Consider the following 26,360-nt stretch of genomic DNA (forward strand, 5'->3'; position numbering starts at 1 on the left):
AATGGTGAAGAATGAATGCAGGCTCAGCCAGACATGCGCAGCAAGTCTGGCCTATGCAAGCCAATAACTATCCAGAATCGGATCAGTCATTGCCACCCAGTGACTGCAGAATACTGGAGAAATCCAGCTTGCCATTACCCTTGCTGACATGGCTGGCATACAGACTGCGAGCCATCGCACCCAGTGGAGTGGCAGAACCACTGTGAACTGCAGTTTCCATTGCCAGGCCCAGATCTTTCAGCATCAGATCATTCATAAAGCCAGGCTTGTAGTCATTACTGGCCGGTGCATTTTCCATTACACCCGGGTACGGGTTATAGACTTCCAGCGTCCAGTTACGGCCGGAGCTGGCCAGCATGATTTCCGACAAACGGGCCGGATCCAGACCGTTATCCGCACCCAGTCGCAGAGCTTCTGAAGTACCCACCATCAAGATTGAAAGCAACATGTTGTTGCAGACTTTGGCAACCTGCCCTGCACCACTGTCTCCGGCGTGAAAGATATTCTTGCCCATACCGTCCAGCAGCGGCTTGACGCTGGCAAAGGCTTCATCGCTGCCCCCGCACATAAACGACAAGGTGCCTGCTGCAGCGGCAGCAACACCACCGGATACCGGTGCGTCGACCATGGCAATACCTTTCTCTGCAGCAGCTGCATGCACTTTGCGGGCAGTAGCTGCATCAATGGTACTGGAATCAATAATAACTGCGCTGGAATTCAGGACGTTCAGCAGTCCGCTTTCGCCCAGATACAGTCCTTCAACATGACGCCCGGCAGGCAGCATGCTGATAACAAAATCAACACCTTCAACGGCAGCCGCCGCATTTTCAGCAGATGTCGCACCCTGATCCACCAGCTGCTGAACAGCCTCCGGTACCAGGTCAAAAACGGTAACACTATGACCGGCCTTCAGCAGGTTGGCTGCCATAGGGCCACCCATGTTGCCCAGCCCGATAAACGCTACATTAGCCATATTCTTCTCCTTATCTACAAAGTTCTGAAGCAGTCACAGAGTCAAAAAATGGACTCTGTGACGCACCGCACTTGATTGAGATGACTTACTTGAGATGAATAGTCAGGTTGGGCTGCTTGCTGGTGTCACAGGGTTCACTGTAGTTCCAGCGGGCAGTGATGGTTTTGGTTTCAGAGTAGAAACGAACCGCCTGCTTGCCATAAGCATGGAGGTCACCCATAAAGGAACCTTTCCAGCCAGTGAAGGAGAAGAACGGCAGCGGTACCGGAATCGGAATGTTGATACCGACCTGACCCACTTCCACTTCATGCTGGTACTTGCGAGCCGCACCACCGGATTCGGTGAAGATAGAAGTACCGTTACCATACGGACTGCTGTTAACCAGTTCGATCGCCTCTTCCAGAGTATCGACACAGATACAGCACAGTACCGGGCCAAAGATTTCTTCCTGATAGATAGACATTTCAGGGGTTACATCGGTAAACAGGGTCGGACCTACCCAGTTACCATCCGGCAGGCCGGGAACAGTGCAGTCAGAACCGTCCAGCAGACAGGTTGCACCCTCTTCCTTACCCTTCTGGATAAAGCCAATTACACGCTCATGGGCCGCCTTGCTGATCAGCGGGCCATAACCGGCTTCAGCATCATCCCAGGCACCGGGGCGCACTTTAGACATGGACTCTTTCAGTTCAGGGATAATATTCTTGCTGTCACCGACAAACACCGCCACGCTGATCGCCATGCAACGCTGACCGGCAGCACCGACAGAAGCACCCACCAGGTTATTCACAACCTTGGTCGGGTCTGCATCCGGCATAATCACAGAATGGTTTTTGGCACCGGCGAAACACTGGGCGCGCTTCATATTGGCGGTGGAAGTCTTGTAGATGTATTCACCGACCGGCACAGAACCCACGAAGGAAACTGCTTTGGTTTCCGGGTGGTTCAGCAGCATATCAACCTGTTCTTTGCCACCGTGAATCATCTGCAGCACGCCTTTCGGAGCACCGGCTTGAACAAACAGTTCAATCAGGCGAACCGGTGTCAGCGGATCCTGCTCGGAAGGCTTGATAATGAACGTGTTACCGCAGGCAATCGCCATCGGGTACATCCACAGCGGAATCATGGCCGGGAAGTTGAACGGGGTAATACCGACACAAACACCCAGCGGTTGAATGTAGCTGTAGGTATCAATGCCACCGGCAACATTTTCGACAGTTTCACCCATCATCAGTGCCGGAATATTGGCAGCCTGTTCAACCACTTCAATGCCACGCCATACGTCGCCCTTGGCATCCTCAAAAGTCTTGCCGGTATCCTTGGCCAGCAGTTCACCCAGCTCGTCGTGATGTTCTTTCAACAGCACGGCATAGCGCATCATCAGACGGGCACGTTCAGGGGTCGCTACATTGCGCCAGGTCTTGAACGCTTCCTTGGCACTGGCAATCGCTTTTTCAACTTCAGCTTCAGTGGCGTAAGGAACTTCTGCCAACAACTCCTGGGATGCAGGGTTGGTTACAGGCATTTTCTGAGAGCTTTCACTGGTGACGAACTCACCATCAAGGAACAGAGGAACTTGTTGCACCATAATGCGATACCTCGGCAACGATACATCATTAAAGACTAACGTCGCATTTGTTGTGTTTGTTGTTTTTATTTTCAAGACGCCCTCATCCTAGCACGCTGATTCACAATTGCCCGATTGACGATCTTGCGGTGAATATGGACTATATTGCGACAAAGCCAAAAATAATCCCTGCTAGCAGGAACAAGTAGCAGAAAAAAAAGTAAGGCAGTACCGCATTATGAGCCAGCCATCACAGTGGCCTTTAACCTTTGGCGCCGTTCGTTATGTTACCCCTCGCTTTATGCTGGAGCATCTTGCGAATAACCCATTATCAAGGGCGTGCTATCCCGTTGCCTGCGGGTACTACCCTCGTGCCAACGGACACTGGATGCAGCGCCAACAGCATGATGACAACTTGTTGATTTACTGCGCGGAAGGGAAAGGTCATGTCACCACAAACTCATTTTCCGGAGAGATAACAGCGGGCGACTTGCTATTGCTACCAAAGGGCTCCAGTCATCGTTACCGGGCCGATACCCGTCAGCCATGGACAATCTACTGGATGCACTTTGCCGGGCTACAGTCGGAAAGGCTGCTTGAAGATCTGGATTACACTCCGGAACAACCGGTTGTTCAGCTTGGTCTGCAGCCTTCCTTTATGGCTGACTTTAAACGACTGCTGAGCCTGCGCCACAGTGGTTACAGTCATAATATTTTTATTTATGGTGCCAGTCTGGTGCGACAAATGTTGTGCTACCTCTCGCTTGAAGTAAAAAACACGACAGCTATCACGCGCCATAACTTCAATCTCGATGCCATTCACGGGCTGATGCTCGCCAATCTCAGCAGCAGCCTGGATCTGGATACACTGGCGGCCAGCGTTAACCTTTCAAAATATCACTTTGCCACTAAGTACAAGCAGCTGACAGGATATTCACCGATTCGCCATTTTATCCACATGAAAATGGAACGGGCCTGTGAAATGCTGGACAGCAGTCAACTATCCATCAGTGAAATCAGCAGCAAGCTGGGATACGACGATCCGCTTTATTTCTCGCGCCAGTTTCGTAAAACCGTTGGGAGTTCTCCAACGCTGTATCGAAAACAGAACAAGGGCTAATAAGATCAGGCCTTTCGTCAGGTGCTTAACCAAAAGCCAACAAGAATCCTTTACTAATGCTTGATTGAGCAGGTAATAGCACTCACAATCCTTCGCTCTCACAACAAAAACAATTCCGCATTTAGCGGTCTTACTTCAAACATAGGATCGTTTGAACATGAGATATCGCGCCCTTCTATGTGCACTACCCGTCGCACTTATCTCCATTTCATCAGTTGCAGCAACTACTGACAGCCTGAACAAGGCGTATCAGGCAGCAGTAGAAGATGCCAAGACGGCAGAACCTGATGAGATCTCCTTTGATCTGACAGCCATCTCCCGCACCAACAAAAACCTGGTCTGGAAAGAGGCATCAAAGGAAAAGCTGCTGGCTGTAACCTGGACCGGCTGGAATGGTTACGACAAGAAAGTTAACGACTCAATGACGCTGTCTCGTGATGTCTGGGTCACCGTTGCTCCCCAGCTTCAGGCATTCTGCAAGGATCTCACTTCCAGCGACGCTGATAAGTCACTGCGACTGGAACAGTTAATGGGACTGCCGCCCAATGGTGGTAAAACCCGCTTTGTTCAGCTGTGGGTTTCACCACAGGATATGTTCCGTCCCAGTCCTGACCCTTCAGTCAGCGACCACGAAGCTGAGCTGAACTTCCCGGTTTCTGCCGGTATGGAAGTCAGCGAAAGTCACAAGAAGTGGATCAATGATCTGAAAGAATCCTCATACGGCACCAATGGCTACCCCTGGACCCGCCTGGGCTATACCTATGACTGGGGCAACCCGGATTCTGAAGTAGGTCTGAGTGAGTTTGTGATAAAGGCAGGCGCTACTGTGGAAATTGAATCCACCAGCGATATTAAAAACTATTGCTCATAATTTTGAGTGAATAGCAGAAGTGAGGCTTTCAAAAGGATGAGAGCCTCACTTTTCCGAACCCGTACACTGGACGCGCTATTTTACCGCTGAGCTTTTCACTTTGGTGTTGCGCACATTTTCAATCGCATCAAAGTATTCATCACTGTAGTAGCTCAAACACTGCTGATAAGCTTCCGCCACATGCGACAGATCGCTCTGACCGACATTCAGTGCCCGGAATGTATTGATAAAAGGCACCATTGCAATGGCAGGTTTTGCGGCCAGCCTTTGAGCAATCTCAATGGCCTTGTTCAGAACCTGATCCGGTTCGACAACAGCATTTACAAGCCCTTGCTCCAGCGCTTTCTGCCCGGAAAACTCTTCAGCCAATGCCATCAACTCAAATGACTTGGCCGAACCAATCATTGCATTCATGGCCTGCAATAAACCCACTCCCGGGCCTAACCCTACATCCATCATGCGGGTACAGAAAATACTGTCAGCGCTGGTGATTCGCATGTCACAGGCCAGAGCCAGTGAAAATCCTGCGCCTACAGCGCCACCGTTAATCGCCGCAATAACGGGTACATGCAGCTTTTTTAGTCCGGTCAGGTTTCGAGTGAAGGCCAGCGTAGCTTTAATCAGGGGAACATTATCGGGACTATGCTCGGCACTAAGCCAGTCCAGATCACCTCCGGCACAGAACCAGCCACGTTTACCGGTTACCACAACCGCTCTTAACGTTTCATCTTTTCCAAGCCGATGCCAGGCATCTCCGATTTCCTGATGAAACTTGTCGTTTAATGCATTGCGGCGACCATCTTTGCGGTCAAGATACACAATTGCGACATCATCTACACGATCAATAGATACCCAGCAATTATCACTTTTTAACTGAACCGACATTAGATAATTTCCTGCTTTTTGTTGATTCTTCAGCTAATCAAGGTAGCAGGGAATTTATCCCCGTCATGTATTTTCCGATGATGGGAAATTGCTGCTGAAAGTCCCCTTAAAAATGCAGTAAATCCCTGTAACCAAAAGGGTTGTACTGCGATAACATGCCGCCCAACGTGACGGTTCAATCATCCACCGTTTTTATTCATCAGAATGTCGCTGTTTTAGATTCAAGAGGGGGCGACATTCTCTGCTAGCGTCTTCTGACCCGGACACCTGGATGGATCGAAAAAATTATAGCCAGCGGAGAAACTTCGTTCTTCAGCTCGGCAAGGCTCTGCATAAATTTGGTACCCCCGCCTTTCGACTGGAAGCTCATCTGGCCAATGTCTGCCAGAGTCTCGGCATGGAAGGTGAGTTCATGGTCAGTCCGACCCTGCAGACTATTGTGCTGTGGTCAAATGAAGACCCGGACAAGAAGAAACACAATTACCATATCCGGGTAAAACCCGGTGATCTGGACCTGGGCGCACTGGCACTGGCTGATCAGTTAGTCGATGAAGTGACATCAGGAAGCTGTGATGTCGATGAGGCCATTGCCCGGCTGGAAGAAATAAATACCCGACCTGCCCCCTACAATATATACACAACCATGCTGGCCTTTATTGTGACCAGCGGTGCCTTTGCCATGCTGGTCGGATTAAGCTGGGCCAATATTATTGTGTCCAGCCTTACCGGTCTGCTGGTTTTTGGCATCCTGTATATAGCGGAACAGAACAGTCAGTACGGTGAAGCACTTGAAGCATTGGCGGCGACAGCATCTGCACTTTTTGCTTCTTTTGTCGCTCATTATGTTCCCGGAATAAAAGTACCCCTGGTCGTCCTGTCAGGGATCATTGTCTTTATCCCCGGTCTTTCGATCACTATGGCGCTCAAGGATCTTGCCGCACGACATTTGTTGTCAGGTACCAACCGTCTGATGGATAGTTTGATGTGCCTGTGCAAGCTGTACTTCGGATCGGTGCTGGGCAGAGCTCTCGGGGAATTAATCTGGGAGCCAAAAGCACTGGTTGGTCCACAGGTCCCCATTCCGGACTGGAGTATCTGGCTGGCCGTACCATTGCTGTCGCTGACATTGATTGTCGTCTTCAAAAACCGGTTGCGAGATATTCCCTGGGGTGTACTTTCCGCACTGATAGCCTACGCCGGCAGTGTGATGGGAGCTGCTTATCTGGGTGACAGTGTCGGGCCATTTGTCGGAGCCCTGCTGGTCGGGATCTATAGCAATGCCTACTCCAGAATCGCCAATGCACCGTCAATGGTGGTCTTACTACACGGTATTGTACTGCTGGTTCCGGGAAGCAAGGCTTATATCGGATTGAATCAGGCTATCAGCCATGATGTTTTTGCAAACCTGCCCCAGCTTGGCGCACAGGCATTTATTATCTTTATGTCGATTTTGGCGGGGATGATATTTGCCAACATTATTTTCCCGTCACGAAAAACTCTCTAATCTTTAACACCCTGGCAAATGCCAGGGTGTTTTCATATAGATCAACCTTCATGTGCTGCGCGTAAATCCGAACTTTCCTCTGGATACAATAAATGGAATAAACAAAGCGATAACAATGACAGAGCAAGTAGCGAGCGTGACAAAAAAACCGTTCCAGCCATAGCTCTCCATGATCAGAGCAACAGGATAACCGGAAATAGCAGCTCCAACGTACGCAAACAGACTGACAAAACCGTTGGATGCTCCTGCTGCGCTTTTATGTGAACACTCAATTGCCGCAATCCCGATCAGCATATGAGGGCCATAGATAAAGAAGCCGAAGATAAAAAACAGGGCTATCTGGGCGATAAAACCGGCATCCGGTATCATCCAGAGTCCAAAAACCGCAATACAGACCCCAATAGCAAAAATGCTGTTCATGGGGCCACGGTTACCCTGAAACCACCAATCCGAACCCCACCCGGCTACAAGGCAGCCAATCAAGCCTCCAATCTCCGAGGCTGACAGCGCAGAATTTGCTTCCAGTAGTGAGTAGCCATGGGTCTCAATCAGATAAAGGTTGCCCCAGTCACTGATTGCCGTTTTGACGATAAATACCAGTATGTAGGCCAGCCCCAACAGCCAGAGCATTTTGTTGTTAAGCACATACTGCAGCAGAATTTCCTTATTGCTCAGCCCCAGCCCTTCCTGCTCATGAGCAATTTCCTGCTGATCATTTCGCCACTGCCCGACAGTTGGCAGTCCCATGGTTTCCGGCTTGTCCCGCACCCGATATACAATAAAAAAAGACACCAGTATGGCCAGCAAGCCGGCGGCTCCCAAACCATACTGCCAGCTTAAAATCATAACCAGCCACCCCAGAAAGACGGGAGCAATAGTACCGCCGACGCTTTGAGTGGTGTTCCATAGCCCCCACCAAAAGCCCCTTTCAGTGCGTGAATACCAGCAATTAAGCACTTTTGAACAAGGCGGCCAGCCCCAGCCCTGAAAGAAAGCACTTATCGACCAAATCGCAGCAAAAACAATTAATGAAGCACTCAAGCCCAGCAGAATATTTAGAACACCTGTAATAAAAAGGCCGATTGCCATAAAATAGCGTGGGTTAGCATGATCGCTCAAAAGGCCACTGACGAACTTACTGAGACCATAAATGAAATAAAAAAGTGTTCCTATTAATCCAATATCAGCTTTATCAAAACCTAGATCCTGAATTAAGGCAGGTGTTACATATGTGAAAGACTTGCGTGTAATGTAATACGCTACATAGCCAATATAGATTCCAATAAAAACATGCAGCCGCCAATACTGATATTGTTTATCTATATATCCTTGATTCAGATGAGTATTTAATAATACTTTTGATGTCCCCATCAAAAACACCTCACCGCCCAAAACAATATTTATGCGCATTAGATGCAATAATTATTTTTTCGTTCAACTTATTGAGTACTTATTGGTTAGGACAAGCAGGTGATGCACTGAATAAAATACAGAAAAAGGCTTTTGGAGTTCAGGAGCCTAAAAAATTAGGTCATGGACTGGTCCGTTATTGTCTACTGGTGCTGGGAAGCAAGGCTTATATCGAGCCAAATCAGGCCGTCGGCCATAATATTTTTGTGAATCTGCCCCTGGTCGGAGCACAGGCATTTATTATCTTTATGTCGATTCTGGCGGAGATGATACTTGCCAATATAATTTCCTCTTCGAGAAAGACGCTTTGATCACACATATACTCCAAAGACTGCCTCCTTCTGTCAGGGTAACCTTTGGGCAAACATATCATTCATCGACTACGATATTGCTCTGAAACAGTTTTAAAGCTCTATATCCATGAAAAAAAAGACTCATTAACAAGTCTGTTTTTCTCTTTGTTTTTTTATTTTCTGTATCCAAGCTGCATGCAGTTACGGTACAAGACTGCATTTTCGCCCTTGAGCAAACATATCAATGGATTCTTGACGAAGTAATTAAACGCCAGAGCCAATATCAACCTGTATCCCAAGAAGTTCCAGGTTATCTCAAACTCAACTCTGGTGTGGAGCTCTATATATTTCCTGCTGCAGATGAACCTGATGTAGCGTACAACGAACCTGCTTTTGTTACCGATGTCGCAATCATGATGGAGGGGCAGAGTGTTTCAAGAAAGATTTATAACCCTGATATCATTCATTACATTGAAGGAGAAATTCATCACAGTGTTGAGGTGTACTGTTATTTTAATGAGGGAGATGTACCTGTTGAATATCAGCAATTTATATTCGACCCGTCCGAGCTTGAGCAATAACCAACAGTACCTTTTTTCAACAATAAAAAAGCCAGGTCATGGGACGGGGGGGGCCGTCCGGACCTGGCAAGCGCAGGCACTCATCTACGAAAAATGGTTTTTACAAACCACAATCACTCACACACACTCTCGCGCTTTTTAGTCGGGAAACAGCAAATGCTCTCTCCCAACTAAAAACTGGTTTGCTGTTAATCGAACTCCTTTCTCAGCACAAACTTCTGAATCTTGCCGGTTGATGTTTTTGGCAGATCCATAAACACAATTTTCTTCGGCGCCTTGAAGTGGGCCATCTGGTCACGGCAGAAGCTGATCATCGCTGCTTCGTCTTCTTTGGCACCGTCCTTCAACTTGATAAAGGCACAGGGGACTTCACCCCAGGTCTCATCCGGCATGGCAATAACGGCCACTTCTTCAACATCGTGATGACGATACAGCACATCTTCCACTTCAATACTGGAGATATTTTCACCACCGGAAATAATGATGTCCTTGGAACGGTCCTTGATTTCGACATAGCTGTCTTCATGCCATACCGCCAAGTCACCGGTACGGAACCAGCCGTCAGCCATGGACTGATCAGTGGTAGTCGGGTTCTTCAGGTAGCCCTTCATTACCACGTTACCGCGCAGGAAGATTTCACCCATGGTTTCACCATCCTGCGGCACCGGCTCGAGGGTTTCCGGATCAGCGACCATCATGCCGCCCTGCATCGGTGCCTGAATACCCTGACGGGCCTTCTTGCGCGCCTTCTGCTCCAGATCCAGATCCGCCCATTCTTCCTGCCAGTCGCAGACTACGCAGGGACCATAGGTTTCAGTCAGGCCGTAGGTATGGGTCACTTCGATGCCCATCGCTTCCATACCACCGATTACAGAGGCAGGCGGCGCAGCACCAGCAGTCATAACCTTGATATTGTGGCTAATGCCTGCTTTCAGCTCATCATCAGCATTATTGAGCATATTCAGCACAATCGGCGCACCACAGAAGTGATCGACCTTGTGCTCTTTGATCAGCGAATAAATCGCGTCAGCCCGGACATGGCGGAGGCTGACGCTGACCCCGGCGGTCGCCGCAATCGACCAGGGGAAACACCAGCCATTACAATGGAACATGGGCAGTGTCCAAAGGTATACGGGATGCTTTCCCATATCCCATGACAATACATTACTGACAGCGTTCAGGTAGGCACCGCGATGATGGTAGACAACACCTTTGGGGTTGCCGGTGGTACCGGAGGTGTAGTTCAGGGAAATGGCATTCCATTCATCAGCCGGCATTTCCAGCTGTTCGCTGCTGTTACCCTTTTCGAGGAAATCTTCATAAGTCAGGTCACTAATCAGCTCCCCTTCCTGGTACAGCGGATCATCAATCGCGATAACCAGTGGACGGTGAGCCACCATCTTCAGGGCTTTCTTGACCAGTTTGCTGAACTCTTTATCAACAATAACAACTTTGCTTTCGGCATGCTGAAGGATAAAGGCAATCGCTTCAGCATCCAGCCGGGTATTGATGGCATTCAATACCGCACCTGACATGGGCACACCGAAGTGGGCTTCAAACATTTCCGGCAGGTTTGGCGCTACCACAGAAACAGTGCAACCTTCACCAATGCCATGCGCCTTCAGGGCAGAAGCCAGCTTGACGCAACGCTCTTTGGTTTCTTTCCAGCTACGGTGAACATCACCGTGGATGGTAGCGGTACGGTTGGGGTGCACCTGGGCTGCACGGTACAGGAACGAAATCGGCGTCATACTGGTGTAGTTCGCTTCGTTCTTGTCCAGACCAATGTCGTAAATATTATGCATTATCATTGTTATTATTCCCTTTACTGCAGATTACAGCTCACAGCCAGCTGGTCGTGTTTTCTTTTACTAATAACACGACCAGCCTCAACTATCAGTTTCCAGCGGCCTTAATTTTCCAAGGCCTGGCTTTAAAAGGCTTAGCTTTCAACCACTTCGATAGGTTCTTCGTCTGCGAAATCACTGGCCTTGGCATTCTTGCCACGCCATTCGATCAAAAGGTAGAGCACAACACCGGCCAGCAGACCGTATCCCGCACCGTAAACTGCGAGGATAACGCCCATGGTGCCAGCCACACCCATCTGGGTGGCATTCTTGACCTGCTCAACACCCACACTGATACACAGGTAACCGGTAATCAGCAGAGTGATAGACAGGGCAATCGGAAGAACAGGTTTGAACAGAGTGATCAGCGGCAGCACAAACAGTGCAATAAAGCCTACGATCCAGAAGATACCGGCGCCACTGTAGATGCTGTCCATAGCGTTGCGACCCTGACGGTACCGCTCGGCAATGGTCGCCATGGCGCCGGTAAACATCGGCCCGGCCAGACCAGGATAAGGAGCAAAGAAGGAGTGAATCAGGTTACGGATACCGGTAACCAGGTGCAGACGGTCAACATCCAGATCGATTTTTTCATCCGGACGCAGATGGTCAACACGATCCAGCAGGCTCTTGCCAACTACGATATCACCGAAAGCGATAATGTAGGCGATAACTGCCGTAGGAATGGCCAGTATCAGCATATCCATTGAAGGCATGCCGACAGTAAATGGCAGGTAGTCAATCATTTCGCCAAAGGCCGGTGCAGAGAAGCCCCACTGGATATCCGGCAGCGGATATTCATTGAAAGCCCAGCCAATACCCATGGCAACCAGAGTGCCCGGTACCATACCGTAGCCGGCGATAATGGTAAGAATCTTGCTCTTGGCAATCACGTCTTTAAATGACAGTGAGAACAATACATAGGCAGTTACCAGAAAGCCGATCGTCAAAGAGATCGGGGTATTGGCAACTCGTCCGCCTTCACTGATTTCACCGGTCAGGGCAGCAATACCGGCACCAATCAGGATGCCCGCTTTCATGGAATCCGGGAAAAGATCTACCATCTTGCTGCCAAGGCGGGTTACACCGAGGAAGAAAAAGATAAAGGTGACAATCAGCTGCAGGCCAACCAGAGCTCTGATTGCTTCCGGGCCAGGTTCGAAGTCACCCAGAAACAGAAGAACAACAGGAATCGCAGGTGTTATCCAGCCGGGCACCAGCGGTACACCCAGCAGGTTAGGCAGCATAAAGCCGATACCACACACAACAACGTAAGCCAGTGCTACGTCGTATGGCAGGCCAAGGTATTTTTCCAACAAAGGGATCATCGCCATGCCGACCACGAACATGATCATGCCCTGGATGGCTTCAGCCCACTCCCAGCGATAGTGAATAAAAGGCAGGCGAACGTGAAAAGGACCAGCGCTCCAGTAAGGTTGTTCCTCACCGTGCTTTCGCTTGATTACCGACATAGTACTTCCAATCGTTTTTATTTTTGTACCAGGCCAGAAAGTTCTGAATGAAAGCTTGCTGGCTCATGGTTGCTTATGTCTGCAACGACTGTTTAGCAAGCACAGTGCCAATTATCAGAAAGTGCTTATATAACGGGGTTTATCAATAAAAAAGCGAAAATAGCTGTATTGATTTACACCAGAAGCGAGCGATTTTCGCTCATAAAACTGATCGCAAATCGCTCAGTCTGCGCGCGTTTCGCGCCCATTCAGTAACTTTCTAGTAGTAAGATCGGAAGGGTAATAGACAGACCAGTTATTTAATCTGATGTTACGAACCAGACTATGAGCAGCATCTTCATCTGAGAGTACAGCCCTGGTTCTCCCTATAGCCTGTACCTGCATAATCTGATGGGTTTCAGCATTTATCCACGACTGAAATCCTTCGGGGTCTTCTGGCAGAGATAACTTCAATCCCTCAAGCGTCTGTCGAATAGAGGCCATATCTTTCTTTGGTGCCTGCTGCCATGCTTCTGCCAGCGCAATAAAAACCGTATAGGCACCCTGCGCCACAAAAGTCGGCAGGCGTTTATTACGCCGCTCAAATTCAGCAACATAAGCCATATTTCTGTCAGTGCGTGGCCAGTTCACATGATGCCGTCCTGATAGCACCAGATTTTCAGGTAACACATCTTTCAGGCGATCCAGCACAAAGTAGCCACCGCCGGTATCAAAATTCACAAACTGGGTTTTCTCAAACAGTCGTGCATTATTCGCCTGCTCTATAAAGCGCACCAGATCCCGGGTCCAGTGACCATTCACCAGAATATCGGGCGGATTTTTTGAAAGGGCTTCGATATAGGCGGCATAGTCCGTTTCATTCAGCAGACTGTAGTATTCATCTATGACCTTATATTTAACTCCCAGACGATCAAGGCTCTTTATCAGCTGCTGCCAGATCTGGTGGCCGTACTCATAGTCCGGACCGATATAGGCAATGGTTTTCCAATCTTCTTTCTGTTGCAGCTCTTTCAGATAAAGCGCTCCAACATACATTGACTGCTGGGCATCATTGTTGAGATGAAAATACCAGGGATGAAGTTCTTCCTCGGATACCCGAGAGGTACTGTGGCCGGCACCCAGAAACAGAGTTTGATGCTCTCTTGCCAGCCGGGATGTTTCCAACGCAATATTTGAGTTAACAACACCACACAGCACATCTACTTTACGCTGCTGCAGCAATTGCTGAACGATCTCCCTTGAGCGGTACTGCTTACCCATGGTATCCGCTATATACACCCGTATACGCGGCACCTGTGGATAACTTTTATTCACATGATCCAGCGCCATTTCAATACCGGCAGCCGCATCCCGGCCCCACAAGGCTGCAGCGCCGGTCAGAGGGTAAAGACATCCCACCCGCAGCTCAGCCTCAGCCTCTGAAGCGCCAAACACCAGCTCCTCGGCTCTGGTCGCTGACACGGTAAAAAGAAGTGACAGAGCCAATGAAAGAAGCAGGGGTTTCATGTATCAATGCCCAGCTTCTGCAACCGCCGTTTAAATGCATGGCGGGATATATGCAGCAATTCAGCGGCCTTGCTCTTGTGACCACCGGTTTTTTCCAGTGCTTTCAGAATGATCGCTTTTTCAGCGGATGCCAGATACTCATCCATGGATTCAGGTAAACCACTGCCGGTTTCATCATGAAACTCACTCATGCTGCATGCCTGCTGTTCTACCGCAGATTCTGACTCAACACCCTGAATTTCCGGTGGTAATTTATCTACCGTTACCAACTGGCCCGGATAGAGTACAGACAAACGCTCAACCGTGTTTTTCAGCTCACGAATATTACCCGGCCATTGAAACTGCTGCAGGATATCCAGTACATCTTCACTGAAACTGACCGGCTCGGTTCCCTGTTTTGACGCAATGCGGGTTGCGAAGTAATCCAGTAATGCGGGAACATCTTCCAGCCGCTCTGCCAGTGGTGGCAGATTGACCGGCATAATCGTCAGCCGGTAATAAAGATCTGAACGGAAATCACCGCTTTCCGAAGCTGCATGCAAATCCTTGTTGGTTGCTGCAATAACGCGTAAGTCTGCTTCCAGTTCCTTTTCGCTGCCAACCGGACGATAGCGATAGCTCTCCAGAAAAGTCAGCAACTTGGCCTGCATTGGAAGACTGAGCTCACCTATTTCATCCAGAAACAATGTGCCGCCATCAGCCTGCTCAATAAGACCTTTACGTCGTTTATGTGCACCGGTGTAGGCACCCTTTTCAGCACCAAAAAGCTCGGCTTCCAGTAAGGACTCTGGCAATGCTGCGCAGTTCACCTCAACAAAGGGGGCATTTGCAGCGCTGCTCTGCTGATGAATTTCCCGGGCAATCGCTGTTTTACCGGTACCGGAAGGACCTTTGAGAAGAATGTTTCGCGCCGGACTGCGGGCCACCATGGAGACCTGTTCCATCAAACCGGTTAAAGCCGGACTGGAGCCGACAAAGCGGCTTGCTGTAACTGGCTCCGCCTCCCCAGTATCCTGAAGCCATGGGCCGATACGCGATTTGACTGCCATCACATCAAACGGCTTGGTGATAAAGTCGTAGGCGCCCTGTTTAACCGCTTCTACAGCAATACGAATATCACCATGAGCCGACATCATCAGAATGCGGCTTTCCGGCAACATGATTTTCAGACGGTTTAATGGCTCCAGTTCATCACTGTCCGGCAGCCGAAGATCCAGCAGAATCACTTCCGGCCGTACGGCCATGGCCTGATCAATACCTTCTGCTGCAGTATGTGCGGTGACAATGTCATAGCTGTTACTGGCCAGCGCTATTTCCAGTGAGCGTACCAGTCGCTTTTCATCATCAACAATCAGAAGGACGGGTTTGCTTTTAGCCTCAACTACCTCAACCACCTTGGTCACCTTCTCGTTATTATTTTTGGAACGCCGGCTTACAGCATCAACCAAAGGTTAAACTGGCCGTTGTTCCCAGTCCGGGCTCGCTCTCCAGATCCAGCCTGCCCCCGTTCAGGCTTGCCAGCTGGGCAGATATCGCCAGGCCCAGCCCGGTTCCTGTCGTTTTTGTGGTATAGAACGGGTCCAGTACCTGCTGCAGGGAACCCTCAGGAATACCCGGACCGTTGTCTTTTACACTGATGTTTACCAGCTCTTGCTGCTGTTCACACTGAAGCAGAATGCTGCCTTCTGTCGCTTTTGACTCAATAGCCTCAATCGCATTCAGTACCAGATTCATCAGAATCTGCTGAATCTGTTCCGGGTCGATACTCAACCGTACCGGCTCCCCGGCATGATACTCCAATGCAACATTTTTCTCTGCTGCCAGCGGCCGTAACAGTTTTACTACCCGCTCAAGCAATTGCCGGACATTGATCTCACGGATTTCAGGTTCCGGTGGCCTGGAGTAATTGAGCAGGTTCTGAATCAGCTGATTAATCCGGTCAATTTCTTCCAGCATCAGCTGCTTCAACTCTGCGGCATCAGTCTGCCCAGACGGTATCGCGAGACTTTGAATACAAACTTTAATGGTTGCCAGTGGATTACGGATTTCATGTGCGACACCGGTCGCAAAATCACCCTGCACCGCTTTTCTTTCCATTTTTACTTTCGATGCCATCAGCTCGTCGAGCTGATCGGCCATCTTATTGAACGACACCGTTAACTGGGTGACTTCATCATGGCCGAAAGGTTCTATTCTGTGAGCCCACTCTCCTCTGGCAATGGCATCAGCTCCCTGAATCAGCGGTTCAAGCCGCTGGCGAGCACGGTGTACCAGTACGATAAAGAACAGTAATACCAGCAACAGTGCCATGGCACCCAGCACCAGATAAAGCCAGCGGGGATCATCAATCCATACATCTGCCACATCTGAGTCCGGCAGCATCGAAATCCGCCAGTTATTGATCACGGGTAACTGGGCTACAGGTTGCTGGATCGGAGCAATATTCTTTCCCAGCTGGTTAAAACATTGATGTACTGCAACCGCAAAGCAGCCGGTATGTTCAGTGCTGTTCAGCTCGGAGAGAGCTGTTGTCAGACTGGCAAGCCGCAGTTGAAAAGCAACATAACCGGGTGAAGGGCCAAACGGATCAGCTGCAGGCAAGGGTCGGGCAATCAGATACCAACCGGAGAGCCCTCTTTTCGGCGGTTGAGGGCCAATCAACCAGTCACTTCCCAAACGGCTGCGGGGTAAGTTCTGCAGGGAAAATTCACCCTGTCCCCAATAGGGGGAACCACTGGCGCTCTGACCTGGAATTGCTCGTTGTAGTTGCCAGTCCCGGTCAAAAAACAGGGCACCGTATATCTCGGGCTGATCGATATCGAAATAGATCAGGTTCAGGGTGCCCGCCGGTAGTGACAATTCTGAGCCGGTGCTGACCAGCTGTTCGATATCCGGTAATGAGGCTATGGCTTTAAGCGCACGCTGATGATGCTGCAGCCGGTTAATCATTTCCGTCCTGACCTGCTCCAGCTGAAACCGGTAGCGCTGGCTGACAATATTATCCTGTAGCTGACTTGTCAGGCGGTCATACAAAAAGATGGCAATAACCAGAGGAACCAGTGCCACCAGCAGGGAAATCAGAAAGTAGCGCCGAACAATACTGTTCTCCCAGAACCGGATACGGCGCTTGGGAGTAAACGACGAAAATGAAATACTGCGTTCCACTTTATTATTCAAACCTGGCGATGGAACCAACTGTCGCCACTATACCAAATGCGATAAGCAAAAACTGACGCTTAAAATACAAAACCCTGTATTGCAGAGCTGCATTACAGGGTTTGTTTTCTTGCAGACAGAAACTATCAGCGCGGCTGCATGCGGATACCGCCATCCAGACGAATGGTCTCGCCATTGATGTAGGCATTGCTGCAGATGTGAGCAACCAGATCACCAAACTCGGAAGGCAGGCCCAGACGCTTCGGGAACTGAATACCGGCAACCAGACCTTCCTGAACCTTTTCCGGCATGCTCAGCAGCATTGGGGTTCCCATAATGCCCGGAGCTACAGTGTTCACCCGAATGCCCAATTTGGCCAGATCACGGGCCATTGGCAGGGTCATACCTACAATACCGCCCTTACTGGCCGCATAGGCAGCCTGTCCCATCTGGCCTTCATAGGCAGCAACGGAAGCAGTATTGATAATAACGCCACGCTCGCCGGCTTCACCCATAGGCTCATTTTTAGCCATGGCTTCAGCAGCCAGTCGGGCGACATTGAAAGAGCCGATCAGATTGACGTTGATCACCTGGCTGAAAGCACTCAGCGCCAGTGCATCACCGTCACGGTTCAGCACCTTGCCTGCCGGAGCAATACCGGCACAGTTCACCAACATGTGAATCGCACCAAAGGTCTCCAGCACATGGCTGACACCGGATGCGACAGATTCTTCATCAACTACATTGACCAGAGCGTAGGTGACCTTGTCCGAACCCAGTGTTTCACTCAGTTCGGCAGCCGCCTGCTTGGCAGCTTTTTCATCCAGATCAAAGATAGCCAGCTTTACACCCTGGTCAGCCAGCTGCGTGCAGGTCGCACGGCCCAGACCCGAGGCTCCACCGGTAACAATGGCAACCTTGTCATTCAACTGCATCACTGAACCTCTTGTTTTTGTTGTCGTGATTTCGCCGCCCTTTATATCACAGCGAGACACTTATGCGCTGTTTTATCGGGTAACCAATTCACTGCGGTGATTATAGAAGTGCAGTGCAAGAGTGGTGTTTTTACAAAAATCAGGCCATGCTGTTCTAGGGGCTGTTCACAATTAGACATTCGACCAGTTCATCACACAAGCCCTCAGGTAAGGCGAAGGGCATGGTGGTTCCATGTTCAAGTCGTTCAACGCGGCATGAGGGCTTGTGTGATGAACCCGAAGGGCCGCTCATGGTTTACGCCATGCCGCGTTGCTCACTGTTTATGTGGAATAACCACACCGCACAGTTCGCGCCTAACCTGGCGTAAACCATGAGCGGCTGGTCGTATGTCTAATTGTGAACAGCCCCTAGTCACTTTGACATAAGTCCTCACGATGGAATAAATCAATAACATTCGCAGAGGAGCTCAAATGCCTAAAACCAAAAAGCTCAGAAATGAAGCCGCTCTGGTGAAGGAAGCGCTACGTATTGGCGCCATTTATATGGAAAAGCGGGGTGGTGTCGGCAGTTTTGACGATACCCATTCAGCTAATGAAAAAACCCGTTTCCTGTACCGTCTGCTGGTGAATGACCGACTCATCCAGCCTCTGGCCAAAGGTGAAGAAACCGAACCCAATATGAAACATAAACTGGCCCTGTGGATATCCCGCCAGTTACCCGATAATCATTCATTGCTCAGGGACTGTTGACCGCTTTATTATCTGATGGGCTTGATTCAACAAGCCCCTCTTATCACTTCCTGCATTATCGGAATATCATGGGTAAAAAGAATTCCCCGTCAGTCCCGGCAAAAACACGTATTTCCCAAGAAACTGTTGATGAAGCCCAGGCCATCGCCAAAGCCACCCAGCGTCCGGGACAGACCAAAGAGCAAACTCGCCTGATTGCCCAGGGCATTCAGAAAGGTATCGACCAGTATAAAAAACAGCAGAAAGCCAAAGCCCGCGAGCTGGACAAGCAGCGTAAAAAAGTCAGCCAGCAAAGAGAAAACAGCACAGAAGAAGTCCGGACAGAAATAAAAACCGAAATCAAATACCGCCAGTCCCCTCTTCCATGGATATTGCTGACACTGACATGGGTTGGAATTGGTATTTACTACGCCTTCTTGCAAAGCCAATGACTGTTACAATGCCCGGCTTTCAGACCCACATGAGATAGCAGGCCGATTTTGAGCGATTTTCAGTTTTCCCGTTTGTCACTGCCCCAGAGTCAGATCAAAAACCTGAGTGATCTGGGATATCACCAGATGACCCCGATCCAGCAGCAAAGCCTGCCCGCTATTCTGGATGGCCGGGACCTGATCGCCAAGGCCAAAACCGGTAGTGGTAAAACCGCTGCCTTTGCTATTGGCCTGCTGGAAAAGATTAATCCGCGCTTCTTTGGTTGTCAGGGGCTGGTGCTTTGTCCGACCCGCGAGTTGGCGACCCAAGTTGCCAAGGAAATCCGCCGCTTGGCCCGCTATCGACAGAATATCAAGGTACTGACCCTGTGTGGTGGTCAGCCCATCGGGCCACAAATTGGTTCTCTGGCTCATGGTGCTCATATTGTGGTTGGCACACCTGGACGTATTCAGGATCATTTGCGAAAACGCACCCTGTCTCTGGATGGCATCAATACTGTAGTACTAGATGAAGCTGACCGGATGCTGGATATGGGCTTTATCGAGCCAATCGAGAATATCATTCGTCATACCCCGGATAATCGTCAGACCCTGCTGTTTTCAGCAACATACCCGAAAGGCATCAAGTCTTTGAGCAGTGCATTTCAGCATGATCCGGTCGAGGTATCTGTCGAGTCGCTGCACAGCCATAACCATATTGCCCAGCATTTCTACGAAACCGATAAATCCCAGAAGAATGAAGCGCTGTTAAAGCTGCTGGAACATTATCTGCCAGCATCCTGCGTGATTTTCTGCAACACCAAACAAGCCTGTAAAGATCTGGCAACGTTCCTCTATGAACAGGGCTTCAAGCCGCTGGCACTTTATGGTGACCTGGAACAGCGGGACCGGGACCAGATTCTGGTGCGCTTTGCCAACCAGAGTTCCAGCCTGCTAATTGCGACCGATGTCGCCGCCCGGGGACTGGATATTGATGATCTCGCTGCTGTGATCAACTACGACCTGACCCGTGATCCGGAAGTTTATATTCACCGTATCGGTCGAACCGGACGAGCAGGAAAGGAAGGTATCGCTCTGAGCCTGCATACACCAGCGGAATACTACAAGCTGGATGACATCTGCTTATATCAGAACAAGACCTTTGAAGCCGCTGACCCTATGAGACTCAAGCCAGCCAACCCGGCTGGTATGGAACAGCACGCACTGATCAAAGCACCGATGGTAACGCTGGCCATTGATGGCGGTCGCAAAAACAAGGTACGTCCCGGCGATATTCTCGGAGCTCTGACCGGAGATGCCGGTATTGCCGGTGATCAGGTCGGAAAGATCGATATTTTTGATTTCGCTGCCTACGTTGCCATCAAGCGGGCATCGGCCCGCAAGGCATTGCAACAACTTGAGCGCGGCAAAATCAAAGGGCGCAAGTTCAAGGTTCGTCGCCTGTAAACACCTTCCAGACAAGCCCGGTCTGGTAACAAACCGGGCTATTCCGCAGGATTACTGGCTTTCGCGCAATCCGGTCTTATAATTGCCCCTCGATTGATAATGAGACCGGGTGCCATCAATGCGCCATACAATTTTCGACACCCCCGTCGTACGACAATTATTTCTTTTAATTTCCTGGATCGGACTCAAGCTCACTGGCTGGAAACTGGAAGGTAAACTACCAGCAAAGCGCCGCTTTGTGATGATTGCAGCACCCCATACCAGCAACTGGGATTTCCCGCTAATGATTGCCATGGCGTTCTGCTTCCGCATCAAGGTTTTCTGGATGGGCAAGGACACCCTGTTTCGTGGCCCCATGGGTCCCATTATGAAATGGCTGGGCGGGATTCCGGTTAATCGCAGTGCGCCTGGGGGACTGGTGCAGCAAGTAGTTGATTGTTATCACACTACGCGGGAGCTGGTAGTCGTTATTCCGCCGGAAGGAACACGTAGTGCAGTTCAAAAATGGAAGAGTGGATTTTACCGGATTGCTGATGGTGCAGGTGTTCCAATTGCCCTGGGGTTTCTGGACTTCAAGCGTAAAGTAGGCGGCTTTGGCCCTATGTTTAAGCCAACTGGTGACTATGATGCCGACCTGATTAATATTCAGGCTTTCTATGCCAGCATTACTCCAAAACATCACGCTAAGTATTAAGTTTCCGGCTATGCGATAATTTATTTATGGCATAGCCACTTTATACACTAGTCTCCCGCCTAAAATCGCTATTGCCGAGACTATTTAATACCTCAACTTCACAGTCCTCATCACCACTACTTTCTTCAACATCACTGTCCGGGTAAAGAACCTCCTCTTTTATTTTATTGAGCACCCCCATATCTTTAATCAACGATGCTAGATAAATAGCCATTTTTTTACGGTTCTGGGCTACTTCTCGGTACACGTATTCAAAAGCATCCAATATTGTAAGTACTTCTTCTGTTTCTTGATCAATAGTACTCCTCCGTTTGTTTCCTTTTACGCTTTCTCTGGCATTACAACAAAAGCCGTGAGCGTTATCGACCTCAAGAGCTTTTAACAATCCAACAACTTTCATTCTCGATTCTGAAGAGAGATAAATAGATACAGAAGGTTTGTCACAAATATCATCATATTCATTAACGGTTATTCTCAGGAATAAATGTATCTGTTCTGAAATCTGAGCTCGTGCTAATTCTGAAACAGAGCCACCACACCATGATTTTTTTATTTTAGAACCGGATAAAAATCGTTCATGCCCCTCTTTAGCATTGTCTTTTCTTCTTTGGCGCTCACGTTCCAGATAGTTAAGTGCTTTTAAACTACGATGCCGACTTAATTTACCCGGTTTAAAAAATAATAATTCTTCTGACATTACCTGAGATCTGTGTTCACAAACTGGTGATAGGGACGATTTTCCACTCTTCCTTTTCGAATCCTTTTGGCTAAGGAAAGTATCACTGGCAGATAACTTTGAACCAACCCCCAAAGTGGAACTAAGAGAGCCAGAACCATCTTGACTCGCAGCACTTACACTCAAAATGGATCCACTAGAAGAATAATATCCTGACTCTCTGACCAAACTTTTCCATTTAGAGCATCTGCTTCCATTCTTTTTAAGAAATGCACACACCTTACAATGCGACTCAGCTACAGCTTGACTATCCTCCAGTAGCATAAGGTGCCATGTGATTTTTGCCAATGACAAGGGAATCACTAGCACCAAAGGCTTTGAAGTCTCTACTGCTGGATTTAGTCGAATAACCAAGCCCGGAGATTTTTCACAACCAAGCACATTTAGAATATCAAAAAACCAGTAGTCTACAGAGGCACAGTCGACAGATAACCATGGAAAATCCATAACTGTTGCACTTCTCGAATGCACATCCATTACAAGCGGACAAGAAGAATCTTTTAGAGGGTGGGCAGGCGTATCAGCTTGTAGCAACAAAGTAGAGAGAACACTACAAACCTGTCTTGAAAAAAGTTGCTTTTTTCCATCCGGAACAAGTTGTCCTGTAAGGGTAGGAAAAAGGTCTGATCTCTTCATATCAGCAGTGAAACACTTACCTGTGCGCTCAGGATGATATTTTGCAACTTCACAAGCGGATGATTCAAGAAGTAGTGCTCCAGCATTATCGCTACTAAATGTTCTTTTCAGGCCAAAAAGCTCATGCTTCTTTATAATCGACCTGATATCAAACATCGTAAGGGCGTCAACCTTGCTCTTACCGGTCATAGGCAAGGGCTGGCAGAGGTGCTTCATAGAGCCATCAATACAAGCAAGCCTACCAAAAGAACCATTAGTCCCTGCAATAAGCACAGGAGCACTCTCAATCATACCGGAACAGCGAAATTGTTTTAACGTATCCCTAACGTCTGCTTTTTTTTCAAACCCCACTTTCATATGCACAGTATCTACATCCTTACTACACCCCGGATTTTTTAATAAAATCAGCCGTTGACCTGATAATATTCTATTGTCGAGTGAAGCTTCAAAACGGGTTAGATGATAATACTCTGGATTAAATAAAAACCAATTACCATGCGAATGTTGACTAATAAATTGAAGATACCTTCGTAGGGTTAAGCTAACGCCTTGTTTGAAAATCTCTTCCCCGAAATCTCCTACTAACAACCTTACAATACCACTGCTAAATCGTTCTTTTATGAACACGTCATCTGAAAGATATTTTTGAATAATCTTATATACCCTTCCGACATACTCATAAATATCCTTAAATTCTGTTGCCAGAAAATTTAGATCTATATCACCTCTTCGAAGAGAGTCAATCACAACGGGAAACAAAGAAGCTTCCATCCGGCTTTTCTCATCTTCAGGAATATCAGAGCAAAGATATTTGCACAGATCTCCAACTCTTTCTTTAACCTCTCCTGTTTCAAAATTCATATACCTCAAAACAGCATCTGAAGTTGGTTGCATTAGAGATAAGGTATCAAGAAATGATATTTTTTCTTCTTCGAGAAGAGCTTCTCTACCAACTGCCGAGCCTGACTCTGCTTTAAAAGTTGCTTTTACCTCATATTCCGTAACTCTTTCCAGAGCAAGAGAATCAGGGGTACCTCGTCCACGCAGAGTTGAAGAGTTCTGTGTATAAATCAAAACAGGAAATTTAGCTGTTCTTATAATTTTCTTCGGTGTGACAAGTGCACTTGCATAAAGAGGGAAAAGCAAAAACAGAGCAAAAAGACAAACTACACGCAAGACACGCTGATGCTGCATCTATTATTCCGTACAAGACTGATAAAATTATCAGTGAAATATAGATGCTTTATGAAAGATTGCTACAAACGTACAGATTTTTAGATGGCTTTAACCAGTGACGTATCACTCTGGCATGAAATGAAAAACTGGTTAAAGCAACATCTTTATTAAATGAAACAGCCTGTTTTCCCTGCTTGAGGCAAGGAAAACAGTATAGGTTTCATAGCCTGTAAACAGGCTAAAACCAGGGGATTAATTAGTCCTGCTCAGCCCGCGGACGACGCGGAGCAGAACGACGATCACCACGATCATTACCACGACGATCACCACGGTCACCGCGATCACCACGACGACGGTCAGAGTGACGACGGCCATTGCCGCGCTCGCCACGTTCACCACCACGCTCTTCGTACGGACGCAGGCCCATGGAGCGATTGCGGATCTTGGCGCCTTTCAGCAGTTCCAGGGTTTCACCGCTCATACCATCCGGCAGGTATACGGTAGAGAAACGATCGAACAGGCGGATGTGACCAATAGAGCTGCCGTTGATCTTGCCTTCGTTGGCAATGGCACCAACGATATCTCCCGGGGTGATGTTCTGGTCACGGCCCATATCGATACGGTAGCGGGTCATGCCTTCGTTGCTGCGCTCGCCACGCTCACGACGCGGACGATCACCACGATCACCGCGGTCACGACGCTCGCGACGTTCACGTTCCATACGCTCCAGCGGATCAGGACGCTTGTCATCCGGGAACGGACGCTCTTTCTGAGCCAGGTAGCACAGAGCTGCAGCGACATCATTCAGGTTCAGATCCTTCTCTGCCATCAGGTTATCCACAACCTCACGGAAGATATCCAGATCTTCGTTCTCTACAGTTTCAGTGATCTGTTCCTTGAACTGGCTGATGCGAATATCGCGCACATCTTTCAGAGTCGGCAGCTTCATCTGTTCGATGCGCTGACGGGTTGCACGCTCAATAGAGAACAGCATGCGACGCTCACGCGGCGCTGCAAACAGGATCGCAGTACCCTGACGACCGGCACGGCCGGTACGGCCAATACGGTGAACGTAAGCTTCGGTGTCGTTAGGAATGTCGTAGTTAACAACGTGGCTCATACGCTCTACGTCCAGACCACGAGCCGCAACGTCAGTTGCTACTACGATATCCAGAGAACCGCGCTTCAGGCGGTCAATAACCTTCTCACGATGAGCCTGACCCATATCGCCGTTCAGGGCGGCAGCAGCAAAACCACGGGCTTCCAGTTTTTCAGCCAGTTCGGTAGTTGCAGTACGGGTACGCACAAAGATGATCATCGCATCGAAGTTTTCAACTTCGAGAATACGGGTCAGTGCTTCCAGCTTGTGGCCACCACTGCCAATCCATACTTTCTGGGTAATGGTATCAACAGTTGCAGTTTTGGCCTTGATTTCAACCCGGGCAGGATCGTTCAGGTGCGTATCAGCAATACGACGAATGTCGCGCGGCATGGTCGCAGAGAACAGGGCAACCTGACGCTCCTGCGGAGTGTGATCCAGAATCCACTCGATGTCGTCTACAAAGCCCATGCGCAGCATTTCGTCAGCTTCGTCCAGAACGACGGTCTGCAGGCTGTCCAGGTTCAGGCTTTCACGACGCAGGTGATCCATGACACGACCCGGAGTACCAACGATAACGTGAGCACCACGACGCAGGCCACGTAGCTGGGCACGCATATCCTGACCACCGTAAATCGGCAGTACGTGGAAATCTTTCAGGTGACGGGCATAGCGCTGGAATGCTTCAGCAACCTGGATTGCCAGCTCGCGGGTCGGAGCCAGCACCAGCACCTGAGGCTCGGCACGGTTAATATCAATACGGGACAGCAGCGGCAGGGCAAATGCCGCGGTCTTGCCGGTACCGGTCTGGGCCAGACCCAGCAGGTCCTTACCTTCCAGCAGGTGAGGGATGCTCTGGGCCTGAATCGGAGACGGTGTTTCATAACCCACATCCTGCACCGCCTTCAGTACGGCCGGAGCCAGCGGCAGTTCGGAGAACAGGGGGGTCGTATTTTCTGCAGTTACTGCGGTGTCTGATGTAGTGTTTTCATCGGAAATTGACATGCCAGAGCGCCTTGAAATTGGGAAAAGCGGCGCATTCTAGCGCCTACGGATAGCTGAAGACAGCAGTTTGACCGGAAAAGTCGCTTTATCTGTATCTTGCCAATACAGATCGCGTGTTATCGGGTAACAATATAGGGCTAATCGTATACAGTGTATCGTGCATTCCGAAACACTCCCGAAATATCGGCGAATAAAGCGTTTCTACAGTTTATACAGTCTTGTTTTTCCAACTTTGCCCAGCTGGAACCCTTAGGTCTGGCGTGCATG

General features: G+C 49.2%; 20 protein-coding genes. 8 read left to right on the plus strand and 12 right to left on the minus strand.

Features of this window, described 5'->3' with window-relative positions:
* Positions 1 to 82: 82 nt before the first annotated feature.
* The gene (gene mmsB, locus ACYZZ0_RS15810) at positions 83 to 973 is read right to left on the minus strand and encodes a 3-hydroxyisobutyrate dehydrogenase (protein WP_461537612.1); all 891 of its coding nucleotides are present in this window, start codon (positions 971 to 973) and stop codon (positions 83 to 85) included.
* An 85-nt stretch (positions 974 to 1,058) separates the two neighbouring features.
* Positions 1,059 to 2,561: a CoA-acylating methylmalonate-semialdehyde dehydrogenase gene (locus tag ACYZZ0_RS15815; protein ID WP_461537613.1), complete on the minus strand. Its 1,503-nt coding sequence runs from the start codon at positions 2,559 to 2,561 to the stop codon at positions 1,059 to 1,061.
* A gap of 217 nt (positions 2,562 to 2,778) precedes the next feature.
* Here ACYZZ0_RS15815 and ACYZZ0_RS15820 point away from each other — a divergent pair, with 217 nt between their 5' ends.
* A complete protein-coding gene (locus tag ACYZZ0_RS15820) occupies positions 2,779 to 3,660 on the plus strand; it encodes a helix-turn-helix domain-containing protein (protein ID WP_461537614.1) in 882 nt (293 codons plus the stop codon).
* A 157-nt stretch (positions 3,661 to 3,817) separates the two neighbouring features.
* Positions 3,818 to 4,531, plus strand: a complete 714-nt coding sequence (locus ACYZZ0_RS15825) for a hypothetical protein (protein ID WP_461537615.1) — start codon at positions 3,818 to 3,820, stop codon at positions 4,529 to 4,531.
* A gap of 75 nt (positions 4,532 to 4,606) precedes the next feature.
* On the opposite strand, the gene ACYZZ0_RS15830 is transcribed toward ACYZZ0_RS15825, so the two are convergent.
* Positions 4,607 to 5,416, minus strand: a complete 810-nt coding sequence (locus ACYZZ0_RS15830; RefSeq protein ID WP_461537616.1) for an enoyl-CoA hydratase/isomerase family protein — start codon at positions 5,414 to 5,416, stop codon at positions 4,607 to 4,609.
* A 271-nt stretch (positions 5,417 to 5,687) separates the two neighbouring features.
* On the opposite strand from ACYZZ0_RS15830, the gene ACYZZ0_RS15835 reads away from it, so the two are divergent.
* Positions 5,688 to 6,920, plus strand: coding sequence for a threonine/serine exporter family protein (locus ACYZZ0_RS15835; protein ID WP_461537617.1), 1,233 nt, complete (start codon positions 5,688 to 5,690; stop codon positions 6,918 to 6,920).
* Positions 6,921 to 6,968: 48 nt separating this feature from the next.
* On the opposite strand, the gene uhpC is transcribed toward ACYZZ0_RS15835, so the two are convergent.
* Entirely contained in the window at positions 6,969 to 8,291 is a 1,323-nt protein-coding gene (uhpC, locus tag ACYZZ0_RS15840; RefSeq protein WP_461537679.1) for an MFS transporter family glucose-6-phosphate receptor UhpC, read from the minus strand.
* Between uhpC and ACYZZ0_RS15845 the strand changes: the two genes are divergently transcribed.
* The gene (locus ACYZZ0_RS15845; RefSeq protein ID WP_461537618.1) at positions 8,282 to 8,641 is read left to right on the plus strand and encodes a hypothetical protein; all 360 of its coding nucleotides are present in this window, start codon (positions 8,282 to 8,284) and stop codon (positions 8,639 to 8,641) included. The two genes, uhpC and ACYZZ0_RS15845, sit on opposite strands and share 10 nt — an antisense overlap.
* 751 nt (positions 8,642 to 9,392) lie before the next feature.
* Here the strand turns inward: ACYZZ0_RS15845 and ACYZZ0_RS15850 are convergent.
* From ACYZZ0_RS15850 to ACYZZ0_RS15875, 6 genes are all read right to left on the minus strand, one after another.
* On the minus strand, positions 9,393 to 11,009 hold the full coding sequence (locus tag ACYZZ0_RS15850; protein ID WP_461537680.1) for an acyl-CoA synthetase: 1,617 nt from the start codon (positions 11,007 to 11,009) through the stop codon (positions 9,393 to 9,395).
* A gap of 137 nt (positions 11,010 to 11,146) precedes the next feature.
* A complete protein-coding gene (locus tag ACYZZ0_RS15855; RefSeq protein WP_461537619.1) occupies positions 11,147 to 12,523 on the minus strand; it encodes a xanthine/uracil/vitamin C permease in 1,377 nt (458 codons plus the stop codon).
* A gap of 222 nt (positions 12,524 to 12,745) precedes the next feature.
* Positions 12,746 to 14,029, minus strand: a complete 1,284-nt coding sequence (locus ACYZZ0_RS15860) for an ABC transporter substrate-binding protein (protein WP_461537620.1) — start codon at positions 14,027 to 14,029, stop codon at positions 12,746 to 12,748.
* Entirely contained in the window at positions 14,026 to 15,423 is a 1,398-nt protein-coding gene (locus ACYZZ0_RS15865) for a sigma-54-dependent transcriptional regulator (protein WP_461537621.1), read from the minus strand. The genes ACYZZ0_RS15860 and ACYZZ0_RS15865 overlap by 4 nt, the downstream gene beginning before the upstream one ends.
* Positions 15,424 to 15,469: 46 nt before the next feature.
* Positions 15,470 to 17,194, minus strand: a complete 1,725-nt coding sequence (locus tag ACYZZ0_RS15870; RefSeq protein WP_461537622.1) for a sensor histidine kinase — start codon at positions 17,192 to 17,194, stop codon at positions 15,470 to 15,472.
* Positions 17,195 to 17,331: 137 nt separating this feature from the next.
* The gene (locus ACYZZ0_RS15875; RefSeq protein WP_461537681.1) at positions 17,332 to 18,120 is read right to left on the minus strand and encodes an SDR family NAD(P)-dependent oxidoreductase; all 789 of its coding nucleotides are present in this window, start codon (positions 18,118 to 18,120) and stop codon (positions 17,332 to 17,334) included.
* 471 nt (positions 18,121 to 18,591) lie between these two features.
* On the opposite strand from ACYZZ0_RS15875, the gene ACYZZ0_RS15880 reads away from it, so the two are divergent.
* The 4 genes from ACYZZ0_RS15880 to ACYZZ0_RS15895 all read left to right on the plus strand — a co-directional run bounded on the left by ACYZZ0_RS15880 (position 18,592) and on the right by ACYZZ0_RS15895 (position 21,441).
* The gene (locus ACYZZ0_RS15880; protein WP_461537623.1) at positions 18,592 to 18,870 is read left to right on the plus strand and encodes a DUF5062 family protein; all 279 of its coding nucleotides are present in this window, start codon (positions 18,592 to 18,594) and stop codon (positions 18,868 to 18,870) included.
* A 68-nt stretch (positions 18,871 to 18,938) separates the two neighbouring features.
* On the plus strand, positions 18,939 to 19,301 hold the full coding sequence (locus tag ACYZZ0_RS15885; RefSeq protein WP_461537624.1) for a DUF2956 domain-containing protein: 363 nt from the start codon (positions 18,939 to 18,941) through the stop codon (positions 19,299 to 19,301).
* A 48-nt stretch (positions 19,302 to 19,349) separates the two neighbouring features.
* Positions 19,350 to 20,747: an ATP-dependent RNA helicase DbpA gene (dbpA, locus tag ACYZZ0_RS15890; RefSeq protein ID WP_461537625.1), complete on the plus strand. Its 1,398-nt coding sequence runs from the start codon at positions 19,350 to 19,352 to the stop codon at positions 20,745 to 20,747.
* A gap of 118 nt (positions 20,748 to 20,865) precedes the next feature.
* Positions 20,866 to 21,441 carry a lysophospholipid acyltransferase family protein gene (locus ACYZZ0_RS15895; protein WP_461537626.1) on the plus strand — a complete coding sequence of 192 codons (576 nt, stop codon included), beginning with the start codon at positions 20,866 to 20,868 and terminating at the stop codon, positions 21,439 to 21,441.
* Positions 21,442 to 21,481: 40 nt separating this feature from the next.
* Here the strand turns inward: ACYZZ0_RS15895 and ACYZZ0_RS15900 are convergent, their stop codons facing one another.
* Positions 21,482 to 24,007 carry a hypothetical protein gene (locus tag ACYZZ0_RS15900; protein ID WP_461537627.1) on the minus strand — a complete coding sequence of 842 codons (2,526 nt, stop codon included), beginning with the start codon at positions 24,005 to 24,007 and terminating at the stop codon, positions 21,482 to 21,484.
* A gap of 238 nt (positions 24,008 to 24,245) precedes the next feature.
* Complete coding sequence (locus ACYZZ0_RS15905) at positions 24,246 to 26,093, minus strand: DEAD/DEAH box helicase (protein ID WP_461537628.1); 1,848 nt, start codon at positions 26,091 to 26,093, stop codon at positions 24,246 to 24,248.
* Between the last annotated feature and the right edge of the window lie 267 nt (positions 26,094 to 26,360).

It is taken from the genome of Spongorhabdus nitratireducens (assembly GCA_947387575.1).
Taxonomy (GTDB): domain Bacteria; phylum Pseudomonadota; class Gammaproteobacteria; order Pseudomonadales; family Endozoicomonadaceae; genus CANDOC01.

What these genes read in the sequence shown, in the direction of transcription:
- ACYZZ0_RS15855 (WP_461537619.1), bottom strand. Translation starts at nt 12,523, where the DNA reads ATGTCGGTAATCAAGCGAAAGCACGGTGAGGAACAACCTTACTGGAGC.
- ACYZZ0_RS15860 (WP_461537620.1), bottom strand. Translation starts at nt 14,029, where the DNA reads ATGAAACCCCTGCTTCTTTCATTGGCTCTGTCACTTCTTTTTACCGTG.
- ACYZZ0_RS15830 (WP_461537616.1), bottom strand. Translation starts at nt 5,416, where the DNA reads ATGTCGGTTCAGTTAAAAAGTGATAATTGCTGGGTATCTATTGATCGT.
- ACYZZ0_RS15835 (WP_461537617.1), top strand. Translation starts at nt 5,688, where the DNA reads ATGGATCGAAAAAATTATAGCCAGCGGAGAAACTTCGTTCTTCAGCTC.
- ACYZZ0_RS15875 (WP_461537681.1), bottom strand. Translation starts at nt 18,120, where the DNA reads ATGCAGTTGAATGACAAGGTTGCCATTGTTACCGGTGGAGCCTCGGGT.
- ACYZZ0_RS15815 (WP_461537613.1), bottom strand. Translation starts at nt 2,561, where the DNA reads ATGGTGCAACAAGTTCCTCTGTTCCTTGATGGTGAGTTCGTCACCAGT.
- ACYZZ0_RS15900 (WP_461537627.1), bottom strand. Translation starts at nt 24,007, where the DNA reads ATGCAGCATCAGCGTGTCTTGCGTGTAGTTTGTCTTTTTGCTCTGTTT.
- ACYZZ0_RS15820 (WP_461537614.1), top strand. Translation starts at nt 2,779, where the DNA reads ATGAGCCAGCCATCACAGTGGCCTTTAACCTTTGGCGCCGTTCGTTAT.
- ACYZZ0_RS15895 (WP_461537626.1), top strand. Translation starts at nt 20,866, where the DNA reads ATGCGCCATACAATTTTCGACACCCCCGTCGTACGACAATTATTTCTT.
- mmsB (WP_461537612.1), bottom strand. Translation starts at nt 973, where the DNA reads ATGGCTAATGTAGCGTTTATCGGGCTGGGCAACATGGGTGGCCCTATG.
- ACYZZ0_RS15845 (WP_461537618.1), top strand. Translation starts at nt 8,282, where the DNA reads ATGTCCCCATCAAAAACACCTCACCGCCCAAAACAATATTTATGCGCA.
- uhpC (WP_461537679.1), bottom strand. Translation starts at nt 8,291, where the DNA reads ATGGGGACATCAAAAGTATTATTAAATACTCATCTGAATCAAGGATAT.
- ACYZZ0_RS15880 (WP_461537623.1), top strand. Translation starts at nt 18,592, where the DNA reads ATGCCTAAAACCAAAAAGCTCAGAAATGAAGCCGCTCTGGTGAAGGAA.
- ACYZZ0_RS15885 (WP_461537624.1), top strand. Translation starts at nt 18,939, where the DNA reads ATGGGTAAAAAGAATTCCCCGTCAGTCCCGGCAAAAACACGTATTTCC.
- ACYZZ0_RS15825 (WP_461537615.1), top strand. Translation starts at nt 3,818, where the DNA reads ATGAGATATCGCGCCCTTCTATGTGCACTACCCGTCGCACTTATCTCC.
- ACYZZ0_RS15850 (WP_461537680.1), bottom strand. Translation starts at nt 11,009, where the DNA reads ATGCATAATATTTACGACATTGGTCTGGACAAGAACGAAGCGAACTAC.
- ACYZZ0_RS15905 (WP_461537628.1), bottom strand. Translation starts at nt 26,093, where the DNA reads ATGTCAATTTCCGATGAAAACACTACATCAGACACCGCAGTAACTGCA.